The sequence below is a fragment of the Mesorhizobium sp. M0862 genome, assembly GCF_040319795.1.
Lineage (GTDB): Bacteria > Pseudomonadota > Alphaproteobacteria > Rhizobiales > Rhizobiaceae > Mesorhizobium.
The window spans coordinates 59,546-74,591 of record NZ_JAMYOJ010000004.1 but is presented as its reverse complement, the minus strand read 5'-3'; the positions used below and the strand labels follow the sequence as shown (position 1 = coordinate 74,591).

At 60.8% G+C, this 15,046-nt stretch carries 13 protein-coding genes; 7 read left to right on the top strand and 6 right to left on the bottom strand.

The window, feature by feature from the left end; all coding sequences use genetic code 11:
* Positions 1-250: 250 nt before the first annotated feature.
* Genes NKI15_RS07465 through NKI15_RS07445 form a run of 5 tightly spaced genes read left to right on the top strand, consistent with a single transcriptional unit; the run spans position 251 to position 7,879 of the window.
* The gene (locus tag NKI15_RS07465) at positions 251-3,001 is read left to right on the top strand and encodes a non-ribosomal peptide synthetase (protein ID WP_023741164.1); all 2,751 of its coding nucleotides are present in this window, start codon (positions 251-253) and stop codon (positions 2,999-3,001) included.
* The gene (gene nadE / locus NKI15_RS07460; protein ID WP_280805595.1) at positions 2,998-3,978 is read left to right on the top strand and encodes an NAD(+) synthase; all 981 of its coding nucleotides are present in this window, start codon (positions 2,998-3,000) and stop codon (positions 3,976-3,978) included. Before NKI15_RS07465 ends, nadE begins: the two co-directional genes overlap by 4 nt.
* A gap of 6 nt (positions 3,979-3,984) precedes the next feature.
* Positions 3,985-6,012, top strand: a complete 2,028-nt coding sequence (gene asnB / locus NKI15_RS07455; RefSeq protein WP_023748024.1) for an asparagine synthase (glutamine-hydrolyzing) — start codon at positions 3,985-3,987, stop codon at positions 6,010-6,012.
* Positions 6,002-7,558, top strand: coding sequence for a class I adenylate-forming enzyme family protein (locus tag NKI15_RS07450; RefSeq protein ID WP_031243142.1), 1,557 nt, complete (start codon positions 6,002-6,004; stop codon positions 7,556-7,558). Before asnB ends, NKI15_RS07450 begins: the two co-directional genes overlap by 11 nt.
* Before the next feature lie 54 nt (positions 7,559-7,612).
* Complete coding sequence (locus NKI15_RS07445) at positions 7,613-7,879, top strand: acyl carrier protein (protein ID WP_023670883.1); 267 nt, start codon at positions 7,613-7,615, stop codon at positions 7,877-7,879.
* A 54-nt stretch (positions 7,880-7,933) separates the two neighbouring features.
* Here the strand turns inward: NKI15_RS07445 and NKI15_RS07440 are convergent, their stop codons facing one another.
* Positions 7,934-8,626, bottom strand: coding sequence for a N5-glutamine methyltransferase family protein (locus NKI15_RS07440; RefSeq protein ID WP_023681023.1), 693 nt, complete (start codon positions 8,624-8,626; stop codon positions 7,934-7,936).
* Between the two features lie 507 nt (positions 8,627-9,133).
* On the opposite strand from NKI15_RS07440, the gene NKI15_RS07435 reads away from it, so the two are divergent.
* Both NKI15_RS07435 and NKI15_RS07430 read left to right on the top strand, forming a co-directional pair.
* A complete protein-coding gene (locus tag NKI15_RS07435; protein WP_023670881.1) occupies positions 9,134-9,505 on the top strand; it encodes a response regulator in 372 nt (123 codons plus the stop codon).
* A gap of 373 nt (positions 9,506-9,878) precedes the next feature.
* Positions 9,879-10,082 carry a hypothetical protein gene (locus NKI15_RS07430; protein WP_155921622.1) on the top strand — a complete coding sequence of 68 codons (204 nt, stop codon included), beginning with the start codon at positions 9,879-9,881 and terminating at the stop codon, positions 10,080-10,082.
* A gap of 169 nt (positions 10,083-10,251) precedes the next feature.
* Here NKI15_RS07430 and NKI15_RS07425 read toward each other — a convergent pair whose 3' ends face one another.
* From NKI15_RS07425 to ssuD, 5 genes are all read right to left on the bottom strand, one after another.
* Positions 10,252-10,437: a hypothetical protein gene (locus NKI15_RS07425; RefSeq protein WP_023681021.1), complete on the bottom strand. Its 186-nt coding sequence runs from the start codon at positions 10,435-10,437 to the stop codon at positions 10,252-10,254.
* Positions 10,438-10,625: 188 nt separating this feature from the next.
* A complete protein-coding gene (locus NKI15_RS07420) occupies positions 10,626-10,820 on the bottom strand; it encodes a hypothetical protein (RefSeq protein WP_023697124.1) in 195 nt (64 codons plus the stop codon).
* 1,081 nt (positions 10,821-11,901) lie between these two features.
* The gene (locus tag NKI15_RS07415; protein ID WP_352885960.1) at positions 11,902-12,408 is read right to left on the bottom strand and encodes a flavin reductase family protein; all 507 of its coding nucleotides are present in this window, start codon (positions 12,406-12,408) and stop codon (positions 11,902-11,904) included.
* A gap of 27 nt (positions 12,409-12,435) precedes the next feature.
* The gene (locus NKI15_RS07410) at positions 12,436-13,866 is read right to left on the bottom strand and encodes an FAD/NAD(P)-binding protein (protein ID WP_352513856.1); all 1,431 of its coding nucleotides are present in this window, start codon (positions 13,864-13,866) and stop codon (positions 12,436-12,438) included.
* A complete protein-coding gene (gene ssuD / locus NKI15_RS07405) occupies positions 13,863-15,038 on the bottom strand; it encodes an FMNH2-dependent alkanesulfonate monooxygenase (RefSeq protein WP_023701784.1) in 1,176 nt (391 codons plus the stop codon). The genes NKI15_RS07410 and ssuD overlap by 4 nt, the downstream gene beginning before the upstream one ends.
* Between the last annotated feature and the right edge of the window lie 8 nt (positions 15,039-15,046).

The following is a 15,046-nucleotide window of genomic DNA, read 5'->3' as shown; positions in this document are numbered from 1 at the left end:
CCAATCAGTGAATCTGGGCACCGAGCCCGGATTCTAGCGGAGATACCGATCGCATCCGTTCGCCTGGGCAAGCCGTCTTGCGCTCCACGGAGCTTGCAAGGAAAAACGACCGGTGCTGGACACAAATGGCAAAACATCTGAAGGACGCTCGGGAAGCGCTGGCTAGGCAAGATCGAGGCATCATCCGAATGATTGATGAAAAGATCTCCGCGGCGAGCGATGTTCGACCGTCAGCTTGGCGGGGCCCTGAATGTCCTCAGTGTGTTTGCATTCGGAAGTGGCAAATCAAAACCTACAGGTGGATCTGCGACCCACCCGAAGGTGGTCAGTCGTTCCCGAATATGAGCTTGACCAAGGGGGGCCAGTCTGGCGCCGTTACCGACAGATGGGTGCCAAATTTGCGGACATTCCAATCTTCGATCACCTTGGAGATGTCGCCAGGCGGTATCCTGACAAGCTCGCAATCAGCGACGGCGCCAACCGCCTGACTTTTTCTGAGCTTTTCCGGGCGGTCGAGACGCTGGCAACTCATATCGGTGCCGTCGTCCCCGAAGGGCAGGCCATCGGCATCCTGCAAGCAAACTCCGCTTGGTATCCTGTGGCGATCTTGGCGACCATGACGGCGGGACGGCCTTCGGTTCCGCTCAACACAAGAGATCCCGCCTCTCGCATTTTCGATATAGTCAGTGCCGCGCGGCTCGGCGCAATTATAGGCGCCGAAAATGTTCGCCCGGTCGAATTGGCCCAGGAGATCGTCTGGATCGATATTGCCGCCGCCGTGGCGCCCAACGATCAACACCCGGAACAGCAGCATAAGCACCCTATCGTTTCGGTCGATGCGCCTGCATTGGTGCTTTACACTTCAGGTAGCACCGGGCGCCCCAAGGGAATCGTCAACAGCCAACGAAGCCTGCTATGGCGGGTCCGGCAATATGTCGATGCGTGCCATATCAGCGCGGATGACGTTTTCCTGCCGCTGACCGGGCCAGCCACGATCGCCGGTTGCCGGGAGATCTTTGCGGCGCTGCTGACGGGCGCCACTTTGCATCTTCTCGAGGTGGAGGCTGTCGGCCTGCGCGCTACGCGCGCTCGATTGCAGTCCGAAGGTGTGACGATCGCCTATCTTGTGCCGGCACTGCTTCGAGCCCTCCTGGCTGAGGCGCCCGCCGACGCTTCCTGGCCGCTCAGAGTGGCCCGGATCGGTGGGGAGAAAGTGTCATGGACGGACATCGCTTTGCTGCGCAAAGCCGTTTCGGACCAGTGCCTGATCCAGATCGGCTACTCATCGACTGAAACCATCGGTTCGCAATGGTTCTTGCCGCCTGACTGGCCCGAGCAAGACGCGTCGGTTCCCGTCGGCAGGCTGCTCCCTGGTATGGCATTCGCTATCGTCGACGAAGCGGAGCGCAATGTAGGGCCAGGCGAAAGTGGAGAGCTTCTGATCAAAAGCCGCTATGTCCTGCTCGGTCATTGGGAGAACGGTGTGGTCGTTCCCGCGCAGCCGGACCCAGACGATCCCGAGGCTCGGCTTTTTTCCACCGGGGACCTCGTTCGGCTCGACGATGATGGCATCTTGAGGATCGTCGGCCGCAAAGGGCGCCAGATCAAGATCAATGGTCGACGCATCGAGCCCGCCGAACTCGAACGGGTCTTGCGTTGCGCGCCTTCGGTGGCGGATGCCGTGGTGATGGTAACGGCCGCGCAGGAACTCATCGCCTTCGCGGTTCCCCAGCGCTTCGCAGGCGGCGCTTTTGCAGACGACCTTCGCCAGCTCCTCAGAATGACCTTGCCGGCACCATTGCGTCCCTTGCGATTGCACACCGTTGACGCAATCCCACGCCTGTCGGGAGGTAAGGTCGATTTGGCAACACTGGCCGAGATAGATCGTTCGCACGGAAGGAGGGCGCGAGCCGCCCGGTCGTCCACTCTCGATGCTCGGCCCGCCGGAGGAGCAAAGGACACGCGTCAAATAGTGCAGCACGCGTGGACGCAGGTTCTCAACACAGGCACTGCCACGGGAAACTGGGATGATGCTGGAGGAGATTCGCTGCAGCTGCTGCACTGCGTCATGGCGATCGAAAACGCCATCGGGCAAGAGCTAGGCCTCGAGGCATTCACCGTGGGCATGAGCTTGGACGAGATGGTTGAGGCGGTCGTCTCTGCACGGTTGGGCGAAGGGCGCGAAAAGAAGCACCACCCCCCGGTTCTTTTCCTGTTTCCAGGGTCCGTTGGCTATGGTCCGAGCCTGGCTGCGTTCGCAGCCGCCATGGCGAAAGTCGCCCGTGTAAACCCGATCCGATATCCGAGCCTTGCGGCGATACTGGACGGACACAACAGCCTAAGCGCCATGGCTGGCGCCGCACTCGAGCAGATAAGCCGCATCCAACCTGCGGGCCCCGTGCGACTTCTCGGCCATTCTCTGGGTGGCGCGGTTGCATTCGAGGTTGCCGCACGGCTCATGAAGGCCGGGCGAACGGTGCGGTTCCTGGGCATCCTCGACACGAGCCTCCTGCACGAGCCGAGCAACCACTGGGAGACACTTACCCGTACGTTCTATCGTATTCGCACCAACCGCATATCCGCGCACCGGATGGCTTGCAGAGCCCTTGCGAAGATCACCGTCGCCGTGGGCGGCGAAGCGCGTCTGGCCAGGATTCTAGACAGATTTGCCAATGGAGAGTTCAACCCGACGATCTTCAGGACCAAACTGGAACTGCAGGAGGTTTTAAGGGCGAAGTCATTCTTCCAGTGGCTTGAGGCACCGAAACCGGCTCTGCCCCTCTCCGGTACCTTGTTCCGATGTCGCAGGGAGGGAATGCCGCGGGCCTTGGGCTGGGACAGCGTCTTGGCACACCTGGACGTCATTTCGATCAAGGGCAGCCACATCGACCTTGTCGTCGAACCAAACCTTGCCACCAACCGTCCGCTTATCGAGACGGCCATCGTGCAGACCTATTCCCCCGCCGAATCTCGCAAAAGGGAGGACTTGTCATCGACATAATTCCGGAATTCAGCAAGGACATGCTGGCGCTCGATGCCGGCGCGGAGGTCGATCGCATCGTTGACACCTTGCGCACTCAGGTTCTCGGCACCCTGCATCGTCGCGGCGTGGTTGTCGGTCTTTCCGGCGGTATCGACAGCTCCGTCGTCGCGACCTTGTGCATGCGCGCGTTCGGGAAAGACAAGGTCCTGGGACTGTTCATGCCGGAGCGGGATTCTTCCGGCGACTCCCTGAGACTTGGCCGCCGCGTCGCGGCACAGCTTGGCATTGAAAGCGTCCTTGAGGACATAGCACCGGCACTGGAGGCCATCGGCGCCTACCGCCGGCAGATCGATGCGATCCAGACCGTCGTTCCCGACTATGGGGAAGGGTGGAAATGCAAGCTGGTGATCGCGTCGGTTCTGGAGAGCAGCGGGCTCAATATAACCCGCCTCACGGTCCAGGATCCGCAGGGTAAAGTAGATACCGTGCGTCTGCCGCCAGCTGCCTATCTGCAGATCGTTGCTGCGACAAACTACAAGCAGCGCCTGCGCAAAATGACGGAATACTATCACGCCGACCGCCTCAAATACGCGGTTGTCGGCACTCCAAATCGCCTCGAGTACGACCAGGGCTTTTTTGTCAAGCAGGGCGACGGAGCCGCCGACGTGATGCCGATCGTTCACCTTTACAAAACCCAGGTTTATCAACTCGCGGAATATCTCGAGGTGGATGATGAAATCCGGCGGCGGCCACCGACCACCGACACTTTTTCCATGGCCCAAAGCCAGGAAGAATTCTATTTCGCGCTGCCCTATCACCTGATGGATCTATGCCTCTACGGCCTGAACCACGGGGTCGCCAGCAATGAGCTCGCGGCGGTTGCTGGCCTCACCGAGCCCCAGCTTCAGAAAGTGTTCAAGGACATCGAAGCGAAACGAAGGGCGGCCCACTATCTCCACGCGCGGCCTTTGCTGTCCGCCGAAGGCGGAGATTGACCGAGCATGTGCGGCATCGCTGGAATCGTGGCGCTGAATGCCACAGCGGCTTCTCCTTCGCGGCAGGCGCTGATGCAGATGATGGGCGCGCTGGCGCATCGCGGGCCCGACGGGCGCGGTCTCTACCGGGACAGACGCGCGGGGCTGGCGCATGTGCGCCTGTCCATCGTCGATCTCTCCAGTGGCCAGCAGCCGATGGCGGATACAGGCGATACGACGTGGATCGTGTTCAACGGCGAGATCTTCAACTACGTCGAATTGCGTGAAAAACTCACGGCGCTCGGCCACCGCTTCCGAACCCGCAGCGACACGGAGGTCGCGCTGCACGCCTATCGTGAGTGGGGAGAAGCGGCCTTCGAGCGGATGAACGGCCAATGGGCAATTGCAATCTGGGATTCAGTGGCCAATCGTCTCGTATTGTCGCGCGACCGCTTCGGCATTTGCCCGCTGTATTTCAGCGAGCATGCGCACCGGCTTTATTTCGCCAGCGAAGTGAAAGCCATTTTCGCGGCCGATCGAACCATCCCTCGCGCCTTTGATCCCGCCGGCATCGATCAGACGTTCACGCTCTGGACGGTCGTTCCGCCGCAAGGAGTTTTCCACGGAATCAACGAACTCGAGCCGGGTCGTGTCCGCATCTATCAGGATGGCACCGTTCGTGAGCGGATTTTTTGGCAGCCTTCCTATCCCGACGATTTCGGATCGCGGCAGGGCGAGTTCCCCGGGTCCTCCAACGACGCGGTGGACCGCGTGTCTAGCGCTCTTGAGTCCGCGACGGCGCTCAGAATGGTGCGCGCCGACGTGCCTGTCGGGTGCTACCTCTCCGGAGGGCTGGACAGTTCGCTTGTGGCCGCGCTCGCAAGGCGCTTCGCGGGCGATCGCTTCCAAACCTTCTCCTTGCGTTTTGCCGACGCCGAATATGACGAGACCCGCTTCCAGCGAATGGTTGCCGAGACGATCGGCAGTGAGCACCATGAAGTGGTCGTTTCGCGCAGAGATATAGCCGGAATCTTTCCGGAGGTAATCCAACACACCGAACGCCCGATCCTGAGGACTGCCCCGGCGCCACTCTTCCTGCTCTCGCACCTGGTGCGCGAGCGTGGCATCAAGGTCGTGCTGACCGGCGAAGGCGCTGACGAAATGTTCGCCGGCTACGACCTGTTCCGCGAAGGCAAGGTCCGCCGCTTCTGGGGGCGCCACCCGACTTCGACACGACGCTCTCGGCTCCTGGAACGCCTTTACCCCTATCTCACCCGCTCGCCGGTGCAACAGCAGGCGATGGCGCGTCAGTTCTTCGGGCGAAATATTCACGCTTACGACGCGCCGGGCTTTGCCCATGAAACACGCTGGCGAACCACCAGTGCCATCAAGCGCTTGTTTACGGCCGATATGCGGGCTCGAACGCAGGGCCGCGACGCCGTGTCCGAGTTGCTCGCCCGTCTGCCCGCGCAGTTTGCCCGTTGGAGCCCTCTTGCGCAGGACCAGTATCTCGAGGTGCAAACACTGATGTCGGGCTATCTGCTCTCCTCGCAAGGCGACAGGATGCTGATGGCTCACTCCGTCGAGGGGCGCTTCCCGTTCCTGGACGATGAACTTGTGAGGCTCGCGAATTCGCTGCCACCCTCCTTCAAACTCCGCGGCCTCGACGAGAAGCACGTGCTGAAGCGCATGGCGGCACCCATCCTGCCCTCCGAGATCATAGCCCGCAAGAAGCAGCCCTTCCGTGCGCCCAACGCGCTTTGCTTCGTCGGCGCAGACGCTCCGGATTACGCACGCGAGGCGGTTTCGCAGGCGGCCCTGCGCGAGGCGAATGTCTTCGATCCAAAGGCGGTCACGCACCTGCTTGCCAAATGCCAGGCCAGAACTGGCGATGGCGACCTGTCCAATGCCGACAACATGGCGCTGGTCGGCGTGTTGTCGACCCAACTTCTTCATCAGCAGTTCGTCGCGGGTTGTCCCAGTGCAACGCTCGAATGCACACTCAGCGTCGACGTCGACTGCGAACATCGGGAAGAGCGCCTGCATGTTGCATGATGCCGTACCATTGCTGCATGACTACCTCGCCCATTCAGCCGTCCGACACGGAAGTAAGGTGGCGCTGGTGTGCAACAGGCAGCGTGTCACCTACCTCGAACTCGAAACGCGAGCCAACGCGATCGCCCGGGACCTGGCCGCATCCGGAGTCGTTCGCGGTGATCGCGTGATGATCTTCGCCGACAACACCGTCGAGACGGTGGTTAGCTTCTGGGCGGTGCTAAAGGCGAATGCGGTGGTGTGCATCGTCAACCCGCTCACCAAGAGCGACAAGCTCGATTATCTGCTCAACGACTGCCGGCCGACGGCGCTCATCACGGACGGCCATCTGCACGCGATCTTCCGCGAGCCGGCGCGCGGCTGCCCGTCACTTCTGCGAGTGATCGTATCGGGACCGATCGACGACGTCGAACTCGCCCAGCTGCCGTTTGCCGTGCGCTGGGACGCCGCCCTCGCCAATGGCGCGGATACGCCGCCGGCACGGCAGTGCATCGATGTTGATCTGGCAGCCATCATCTACACGTCCGGGTCGACGGGCGAACCCAAGGGCGTGATGCTGACGCACAGAAACATGATGACCGCGTGCGCGTCTATCGCTTCCTACCTCGCGATTGCCGAGGACGAGGTGATCCTCAATGTCCTACCCCTCGCCTTCGATTATGGACTGTACCAGATGATCATGGCTTTTCGTACCGGCGCCCGGCTGGTGCTGGAACGCTCGTTCGCTTTCCCGGCTCAGGTCCTGGGGTTGATCAGGCAGGAGGGGGTTACTGGCTTTCCCGGCGTGCCCACAATCTTTGCCGCGCTCTCCGAACTCAGGTCCCTCAAAGACCAGGATTTCTCGAGCATCCGCTACGTCACAAACACTGCGGCAGCCCTACCCCTCAAGCATATTTTCATGCTTCGCGAGCTGTTTTCGGGTGCACGCATCTATTCGATGTACGGTCTCACCGAATGCAAACGTTGCACCTATTTGCCGCCAGAGGACCTCGAGCGAAAGCCATTGAGCGTAGGGATCGCAATCCCGAATACGGAGATGTGGATCGTTGACGAGCATGACAGGCGGATAGGCCCAGGCGTTGTCGGCCAACTCGTCATTCGCGGCGCAACGGTGATGAAGGGGTATTGGGGCAAGCCCGAGGCAACGGCCAGGAAGCTCAAACCCGGCCCGCTGCCCGGCGAGCAGGTCCTATACACCGGCGACTACTGCCGGATGGATACGGAGGGTTACCTCTACTTCGTTGGCCGTGGGGATGAGATCATAAAGTCGCGAGGCGAGAAGGTGGCGCCAAGGGAAGTGGAAAACGTACTCATGGACATTCCAGGAGTCCGAGAAGCGGCTGTCATCGGTGTTCCCGACGAGCTCCTCGGGCAAGCGGTGAAAGCCTTTGTGGTGATGGAGCATGGAAGAGCCATTGGCGAAAGGGAACTGCAGAAGGAGTGCCAGAAGCGTCTGGAAAACTTCATGGTCCCGAAATCCATCGTCGTTGTGGCGAACCTGCCGATGACGGACACGGGAAAACTCAAGAAAACGGCGCTGTCATGATGCGGGGCCAGAACCAAGTCGCTGATTAATGGTGACGCCACGGAGGACGAATTCATGTTGACCATCAAGGAACGCACCGGAATCTACAGCGAGCAGATTCGTAGTTTCTTGGTTTCAAATTTCTACGTCAGCGACGTCAAGGCATTGCTGGATGACGCATCCTTGCTCGATCAAGGCATTGTCGACTCGACGGGTGTGCTTGAGATTATCGGCTTCATCGAGGAGACCTTTGGCATTACCGTCGAGGACAGCGAACTTCTGCCTGAAAACCTCGATTCCATCCAGGGGATCGAGCAATACATCATCCGCAAAATGAACTGATGGGTGAGCGTAACGCCCAGAGCAGCCCCGTATTTGGTCTGACTGTCGCAGGATTCATGCCTGCGTCTTGACTTGCCCCAGAACCACCCGGCCCTCGCCCGCTTCGTTCGAGACCGAACGGATGTTCTCGAATGCCTTGCTGCGTTCCAGCAGACCCGCTACCTGTCGGTCTTGGCCAAGCCCGACCTCGAAGAGCAGGATGCCGCCACGCCGCAGGTATCGCGGTGCGTCTTTCAGTACGCGCATATGAATGCTCAGGCCGTAAGGGCCGGCTGCGAACGCCTCGCGCGGCTCAAGCTCGATCAGATGGGCGCGGTCGCCCTCGAGCCGCTTTTCAGAAATGTAAGGCGGATTGCAGACGATTACGTCGATAGTTCCGTCTAACCCAAGGCCGATGAGAGAGTCGAACAAGTCGCCCTGAAGCACCGAAAGACGCTCAGCCATGCCGTGATGTGAGGTGTTGCGGCGTGCCGTTTCGACGCATTCATCGGTGAGATCGCTTGCCCAGACAAGGGCGCTGGGCACATGGTAGGCGATCGCGCACGCCAGATTCCCAGTGCCGCAGCACATATCAACTATGCGCGGAGCCGGCAGGTTCATCTGATGCAACACACCAAGCGCGGTCTTGCCGAGCAACTCGGTCTCAGGTCTGGGGACGAGCGCACCGGGCGAAACCAGAAGTTCAAGTCCCATGAAGATGGCGCGGCCGGCGCCATAGGCATCAGCTACACTGAACTCTTTGCTCATGGCCGACCCCATCGCTTGATCTCCCCAGTATAGATCTGCGGCGCTCATGCGCCAGCCAAACCTGCTCCGAAATCATGAATTCTCAAGCCTTTCCTTCGAAAAACTGCAGGCACAAACTCGGTGCATCGCACTTCTGACGCTCATTGACCGATCGCAATCTCAGGTCGCCCAAGATGGAGAGAGAGAGAGAGAGAGAGAGAGAGAGAGAGGTGCTGCTGATGCTTTGAAGAGCCAATGGCGTGGTACGGAGGCTTTTAGATTTTGCGGATCGTGGAGAGGGTAAACGCCTATCCAACTCTGATGGAGCGGAGGCGGACCGCAGCTCCATTGACGCGCTAATCTTCGGCTCCAGTAATTCAGCAAGTGGTCGGTGGAAGCGCCTCCGCTCCAGCATCAGCCTCACCTTGCTGCATGGAGAGGTTACCTATAGGTTTGCGGACATGTCGAAACAACTGTCCGAAGGTCTCGGATCGACATCTCATTTCCGGTCAATCGCAGAGAGGGGCCGTGAGCGAAAGCGTGAGTGTTCTGATTGTTGAGGATCAATGGCTAGTCGCGCAGGACACTGCCGCGCGGCTGCGTCGCGCCGGTTATCAGGTGGTCGGACCTGTGCCGTCGGTATCCGCCGCTCTGCGTCTTGTCGAATCGGACAAGATTGACGTGGCGTTGCTAGACATCCAGCTGAACGGTGAAACGGGTCTGCCGGTGGCGAGGATATTGCAGGCGCGAGGCATCCCCTTTGCCTTCTTGTCGGGATTTGGCCCCGCCGACGTTCCCGCGGCTTTCCGCGACTGCAGATTCCTGCCGAAGCCGGCAACCGATGCTGTCATCCTTGCTGCTGTCAGCGAGTTGGCGTCCCTGCGCACAGCTTCGCGCTGACATTCGCTCCGCCGCATTATTACCGGAGTTGCGCCCTGGCGACCTGGTAGGCCGGACGAGGTCAGTCTCACAAAGGGCAACATTGGCGCTTTGGCCATGAGGACGGCGGACTACGACCGGCGAGGACGGAAATTCAGCGTTCAAAAAGCATCCGCCGGGGTTCCACTTCTCGGCCTGTTGGCGGCGATTTGGACTTAGGTCCGATCCCGGTCGCCAGAGGTCGGATTGCGGAACATCTGCCAAGGACCCACGTTCGGGGTTTGAGCACGGAGGTGCCGGCCGATCTCGAAGCGCAAGTTTCACGGGCAACTGTTGGGGAGTGTCGCGTAGTGCCGATTTCAAACGATATGGGGGACGAGTACCTGGAACTGGAATGTCCAAACTGTTCTCATGTCATCATAAAAAAGGGATCGTGGTTGAAGGTGATATCCAACTTCAACTGCACCCAATGCCATGCAAAAATCAGAATTGGTTATATGACCAAGCTCGCGCTTTTCGAGAAAAAAAGGCAAAGCATGAACCCGGCTGCGCAGTGAGCGTCCTGGCGGCCCGACAGTCGTTTGGGGTGGTGCGTTGAACCGTCGGGCCTGACCGGCCCGATGGCGGGGGAGCCAGGCCGGCTGGGTGAATCGTATACATTAGATCATGCTTATCAAGCCCAAATCCGCGGCGCGACATCCCTGGTGGGCAACGGTGACCCGCGCCAGTATACGCGCTAGCAGGAACGTCGGCGTTCAACATGCCGCTCATTCGTAAAGAGTGCGAACAGCTTCATCAAACAGCTCCACCTCGGCTTCAACCTTTTCAGCCGCTTTATCGACCTTGTCGAAACGCTTCAGCATTCGATTGTGGAGCATGGACAAGCGTGCGGCATGGTAGACCACGCTGCGCTTGTAACCTTCAGAGTCGAGTGGTTCGAACAACATTGTCATGGCAGAAATCCTCAATGTTTTCCGTCCTGCAATCCTTCCCTAGTAAACCGCCAATTAACTCTTTCGTTCCGCTGGTGATGCGAAGGCGCCCGAATGAATAACTCGTTGCGCTGTCTCCAGACTGCACGAGCGTGCTTCGTCTGTCTGAGGTTGGGCCCCAAGGCTTGCGCTTGCCTCGCCTGTTCGGCTCATGCTGCGTCAGTCACGACATCGACGGCCAGCTTCAGTTCAATCGCTTTGGGCGTGAGTTGAATACCGGCGCTGCCAAGAATTGCCGAATGATCATCCTGCTGTGGTGGGACCGCCGAACCCGTCAGGAGCGACGAACCGAGCCGGCTTGGATAGTCGCCCCGCCGCAAGGACGCGAGCGGATCGAAGATCACGTCGGCAGGTGCTCTGCCCTCTCTGGGAAGCCGGCGCCGCGCGCACTTACTGAAAAAACCCAAACAGAATAAGAGCGAGAAAGGCAAACAGCAGCGCTGCAGCCGCTAGCAACACACCTTTGTTGGAGCCCCGCCGAGGTTGAGGGTCAGGCACGAGTTTTTTCCGGTTTGGGAGTTCATTCATTGGACATTAATTTGCGGCTGCAAATTTGGTTCCGCTCATGCTTGAATGCCTACAATGCCGCCCCACAGCGCCCTACAGGCGCACGACCTTCGCTAGCCCTAGGCGTGTCCGCTGGCCTTCTGCAAAGGACAACGCGAACGATTCCTGATTGAATGACCGGGCAATTTCCTGATCTTTCTCATTGATTTCGTTTAGCTGGTTTACTTACTGATGTTGCGAACGACAGATGTCGCCGAAACCACAACGTAGAAACACGGCGACTGCAAACCCTAGTTTAAGCCACTCGAGCAGAAGATCGGAGCGATGCCTATGTGCCGCCGAAGCGCAAGAAGCCGCTGCGGGACATGCCAGTCTCGCCAGCGCTAGTTAGGGCTGCCGGCGCGAATCTAGCGTTTCTTCGGCTTCGGCGTGATGTCCTGCGACCCGCGCCTTGTCGCCATTGTTCGCGAGAACACCAGATTTTGCCTTGTCCTTACTGGTCGGCAACTCTGGACCGCAGCGACCGACGGCGCCGGGCGCCAGTGGCAGATCGGTCGTGGCCTTCAACGGCAAGCACCGCATGCGCGCGGGCATGACTTCTTCGTTGCCGTAGCAATCGCAATCGGCTGCCCAACGGCAGTGCCTGGCCGCTACGCGCCACGGAAGAATTGTTCCTCTCAAGCCTCTTGCTGGAAAAGGGCTTCCGCAAGTTCAACAACAACGCGCAAAGCCCGTATTGGTTCACATCCAAACAATCGCGTTAGTGCTCCCGCGCCATCTCGGTCGCGTTTTCGCATTTTGGGTGTGTGCGGCGCGTCTCGGCGAAGGGCTATGGAGAATTCGTATTTCGTTCCTTTCGCCGCCTTGAATGAGACCAAGAATTTCATGGCTGTCAGAAAACGACACGTACCAACCCGCTCACGACGATCCATAGGCGCCGTGATGATAGATCAGTGCCGGACCGGGCTCTCCGCTCACCACATGCCGGACGCTGCCGAGGATTAGCGCATGGCTGTGGCGAACTATGGTATCCTCGACGGTGCAATCGACCGCGGCAAGCGCACCTTCGAGCGCCAATGCGCCGCTTGCAAGGGTGGACCAGCGTGCACCCTCGTAGCGAGCCTGCCCCTTGAGGCCGCCTCGACCAGCAAAACGGTCGGCAATCGCGATCTGGTCGGCGCGCAGCACATTCACGCAGAAGTGCCGATGCCGGCTGATGGCTGCCCATGTCGACGAGCTCAGGTTGATGCTGACGACCATCACCTCCGGTTCGACCGACAAGGAATGGGCTGTGGTAATTGTTGCGCCCGTCCGCTCGTCGCCGATGCCTGCGGTGACCACGGACACGGCTCCGGCCAGGCGTCGCATCGCAAATTTCAGGGGGATCCGGGTTTCATCCGGGAGAATGCGTTCGGTTAGTGTCATCTGGATAGCCTCATCGTGTTTGCAGCTTCACGACGCCCTGCGACGCAACGCCGTCTGGTATCCCAACCATTGGTGAATTTCGGTGGCGATGCTCTCGGCATGGGCGGTGACTTCAGGGATGCCCATCAGCTCGCCGACGCTGCCGCGCGCCAGCGGTCCGCTGATGAAAATAGTGTCGGCCGGGTGACCTGACTTACCGACCGCGCGGCCGTGCCTGTCGGTGTCGAGACCAAGGCCGGTTGGGTCAAGACGGACCAGGCCCAGATGTCCAAGGGCGGCAATCGCCGTGTTGGTGCGAAGAATGTCGGCATGCGCCGGCCCGGTCGTCACGATCACGCTGTCGAACGTCTCGACGATGAGGTCGTGTCGGCGCCTTGACCGCTGCGTGACGCGGATACGTCCGTCGGCCTCTTCGGCCTCGACAATCGATCCGGCGCGATAAGCGAGCGTCCCCTCGTCAAGGCGGCGATCCAGCACGACTGCTACCTGTGGCGCGATGCGGAAACGATGCACGTCCCAGAGCGCGCGAAGATGGCGCACCACGCGGCGCTGCTCGGCGAGCGGCAAGGCCTGCCAGATCAACTGCCCCTGACGCCGGACAGCGTCGAGGACCGGATACCAGTCTTCGCCCTGTCGCGTCGCTGCCGCGATCGTGGCCCGGATGCGCCTGAGCAGCACCGTGGCGCTGCGTAAAGGCAGGCTGGTGAAGTCGCCTATCGGGTCGCCCTGCATGGCGGCCTGCACATGCGAGCGATAGCCATGGCGCGACAGTGCCGTGATGCGGCCGCGATGACCTCTACGGTCGAGGGCTGCAATGACGTCGGCCGAGGTCAGACCGGTGCCAACAATGAGAACACGGTCGTCGCGGCCGATCGCCTGCAGCCGTTCGAGGTCGTAGGGATTGGCCACCAATCCGGCGACTGAGGCCACGCTGCGCAGCGGCGCCGGGAGGGCCGGCAATGGATGCGTCGCCGCGATCACCACAGCATCGGCGGAAAGCGTTGCGCCATCGGACAGGACAAGCCGGTAGCCCTCGCCACTGCGCTCGACCCAAGCAACTTCGGCCCTGACATGGCGGATCGCCTTGCTTTGCAGGAAGGGCTGCAGGTGGGATTCGACATAGCGGCCGAAGACCCGACGCTGCGGGTAAATCGCGCCGCTGGCGGCGATGGCCTGCGTATCGTCCAGAATAGCGCCGGTCTGCTCCAGCCAGTCGGAAAAATGGCCCTCCTCACCTGAGATCAGCGTCATCCTGGACGCCCGCACGTTGATGCGGTGCGAGGGATCGGCCGTCGAATAGGCCAGACCATAGCCGAGCGCCTCGCGCGGTTCGACGACCACGATATCGGCTGCATCGGCGGGCAGCAGCCGCGCCAGGTGAAACGCGGTTGCGGCGCCGGAAAAGCCGCCGCCAATGATGGCGACCGTCAGTTTCCCAGCCCTGCGGGAAGCGCTCAAGACTGGCTCGCGCGCAGCGCCGATGGTCGATGATCTCCGGCCACCGTTTCGCCGAACGGTCCCATGTTCACCGTCGTCGGCCGGGTCGAGATTTCGTGATCGAGCGGCAGCAGCGGCAGCACCAGTTCGCCGAAGCGATAGGCTTCCTCCAGATGCGGATAGCCGGACAGGATGAAGGTATCGATGCCAATCCTTCGGTATTCGTCGATCCGTTCTGCCACGGTCGCCGCGTCACCGACCAAGGCGGTGCCGGCGCCGCCGCGCACGAGGCCAACGCCGGCCCAAAGGTTCGGGCTGATTTCGAGCTTGTCGCGGCTGCCGCCATGCAACCGGCTCATGCGCGACTGGCCAACCGAATCCATGCGGGCGAAAACCTTCTGTGCCTCGGCGATCGTCTTGTCGTCGAGGCGGCTGATCAGCCGATCGGCATCGGCCCAGGCCTCGTCATTGGTCTCGCGAACGATGACATGCAATCGGATGCCAAAGCTCACTTCGCGGCCGGCCTTTTCGGCAAGGCCGCGCACATGCTCGACCTTGGCGGCGACGTCCGCCGGCGGCTCGCCCCAGGTGAGGTATTTGTCGATCTGCTCGGCGGCGACCGCATTGGCCGCGTCCGACGAGCCGCCGAAATAGAGCGGCGGGTGCGGCGTCTGCACCGGCGGGAACAGCAACCTGCCATCTTCGATGTGGAAATGCTTGCCTTCGAAGGCTACGGTTTCGCCGCTGAGCACGGCCTTGTAGATGTCGAGAAATTCCCGCGTCACCTCATAACGCTCGTCATGGCTGAGGAATATGCCATCGCCCTTGTTCTCGACCGGATCGCCGCCCGTGACCACGTTGATCAGTAGGCGCCCGCCGGAGATGCGGTCGAGTGTCGAGGTCATGCGCGCGGCGAGCGTCGGCGATTGCAGACCCGGCCGCACGGCGACGAGGAAGCGCAACCGCTGCGTCAGCGGCGCCAGCGCCGACGCCACCACCCAGCTGTCTTCGCAACTGCGCCCGGTCGGCAGCAACGCGCCATAATAGCCGATGGCGTCGGCGGCCTTGGCGACCTGGGTGAGATAGGGCAGATCGACCGCCCTGCCGCCCTCGGAGGTGCCGAGATAGCGGCTGTCGCCATGCGTCGGGAGAAACCACAGGACCTTAATCCTGGAGGGGGTGGCAGCGCTCATGAATAGTC

Bases quoted from the DNA above. Each gene is read 5' to 3' on its own strand.
- NKI15_RS07440 (WP_023681023.1), bottom strand. From the start codon at position 8,626: ATGAGCAAAGAGTTCAGTGTAGCTGATGCCTATGGCGCCGGCCGCGCC.
- NKI15_RS07465 (WP_023741164.1), top strand. From the start codon at position 251: ATGTCCTCAGTGTGTTTGCATTCGGAAGTGGCAAATCAAAACCTACAG.
- NKI15_RS07425 (WP_023681021.1), bottom strand. From the start codon at position 10,437: ATGACAATGTTGTTCGAACCACTCGACTCTGAAGGTTACAAGCGCAGC.
- ssuD (WP_023701784.1), bottom strand. From the start codon at position 15,038: ATGAGCGCTGCCACCCCCTCCAGGATTAAGGTCCTGTGGTTTCTCCCG.
- NKI15_RS07430 (WP_155921622.1), top strand. From the start codon at position 9,879: ATGTCCAAACTGTTCTCATGTCATCATAAAAAAGGGATCGTGGTTGAA.
- NKI15_RS07450 (WP_031243142.1), top strand. From the start codon at position 6,002: ATGTTGCATGATGCCGTACCATTGCTGCATGACTACCTCGCCCATTCA.
- NKI15_RS07445 (WP_023670883.1), top strand. From the start codon at position 7,613: ATGTTGACCATCAAGGAACGCACCGGAATCTACAGCGAGCAGATTCGT.
- NKI15_RS07415 (WP_352885960.1), bottom strand. From the start codon at position 12,408: ATGACACTAACCGAACGCATTCTCCCGGATGAAACCCGGATCCCCCTG.
- asnB (WP_023748024.1), top strand. From the start codon at position 3,985: ATGTGCGGCATCGCTGGAATCGTGGCGCTGAATGCCACAGCGGCTTCT.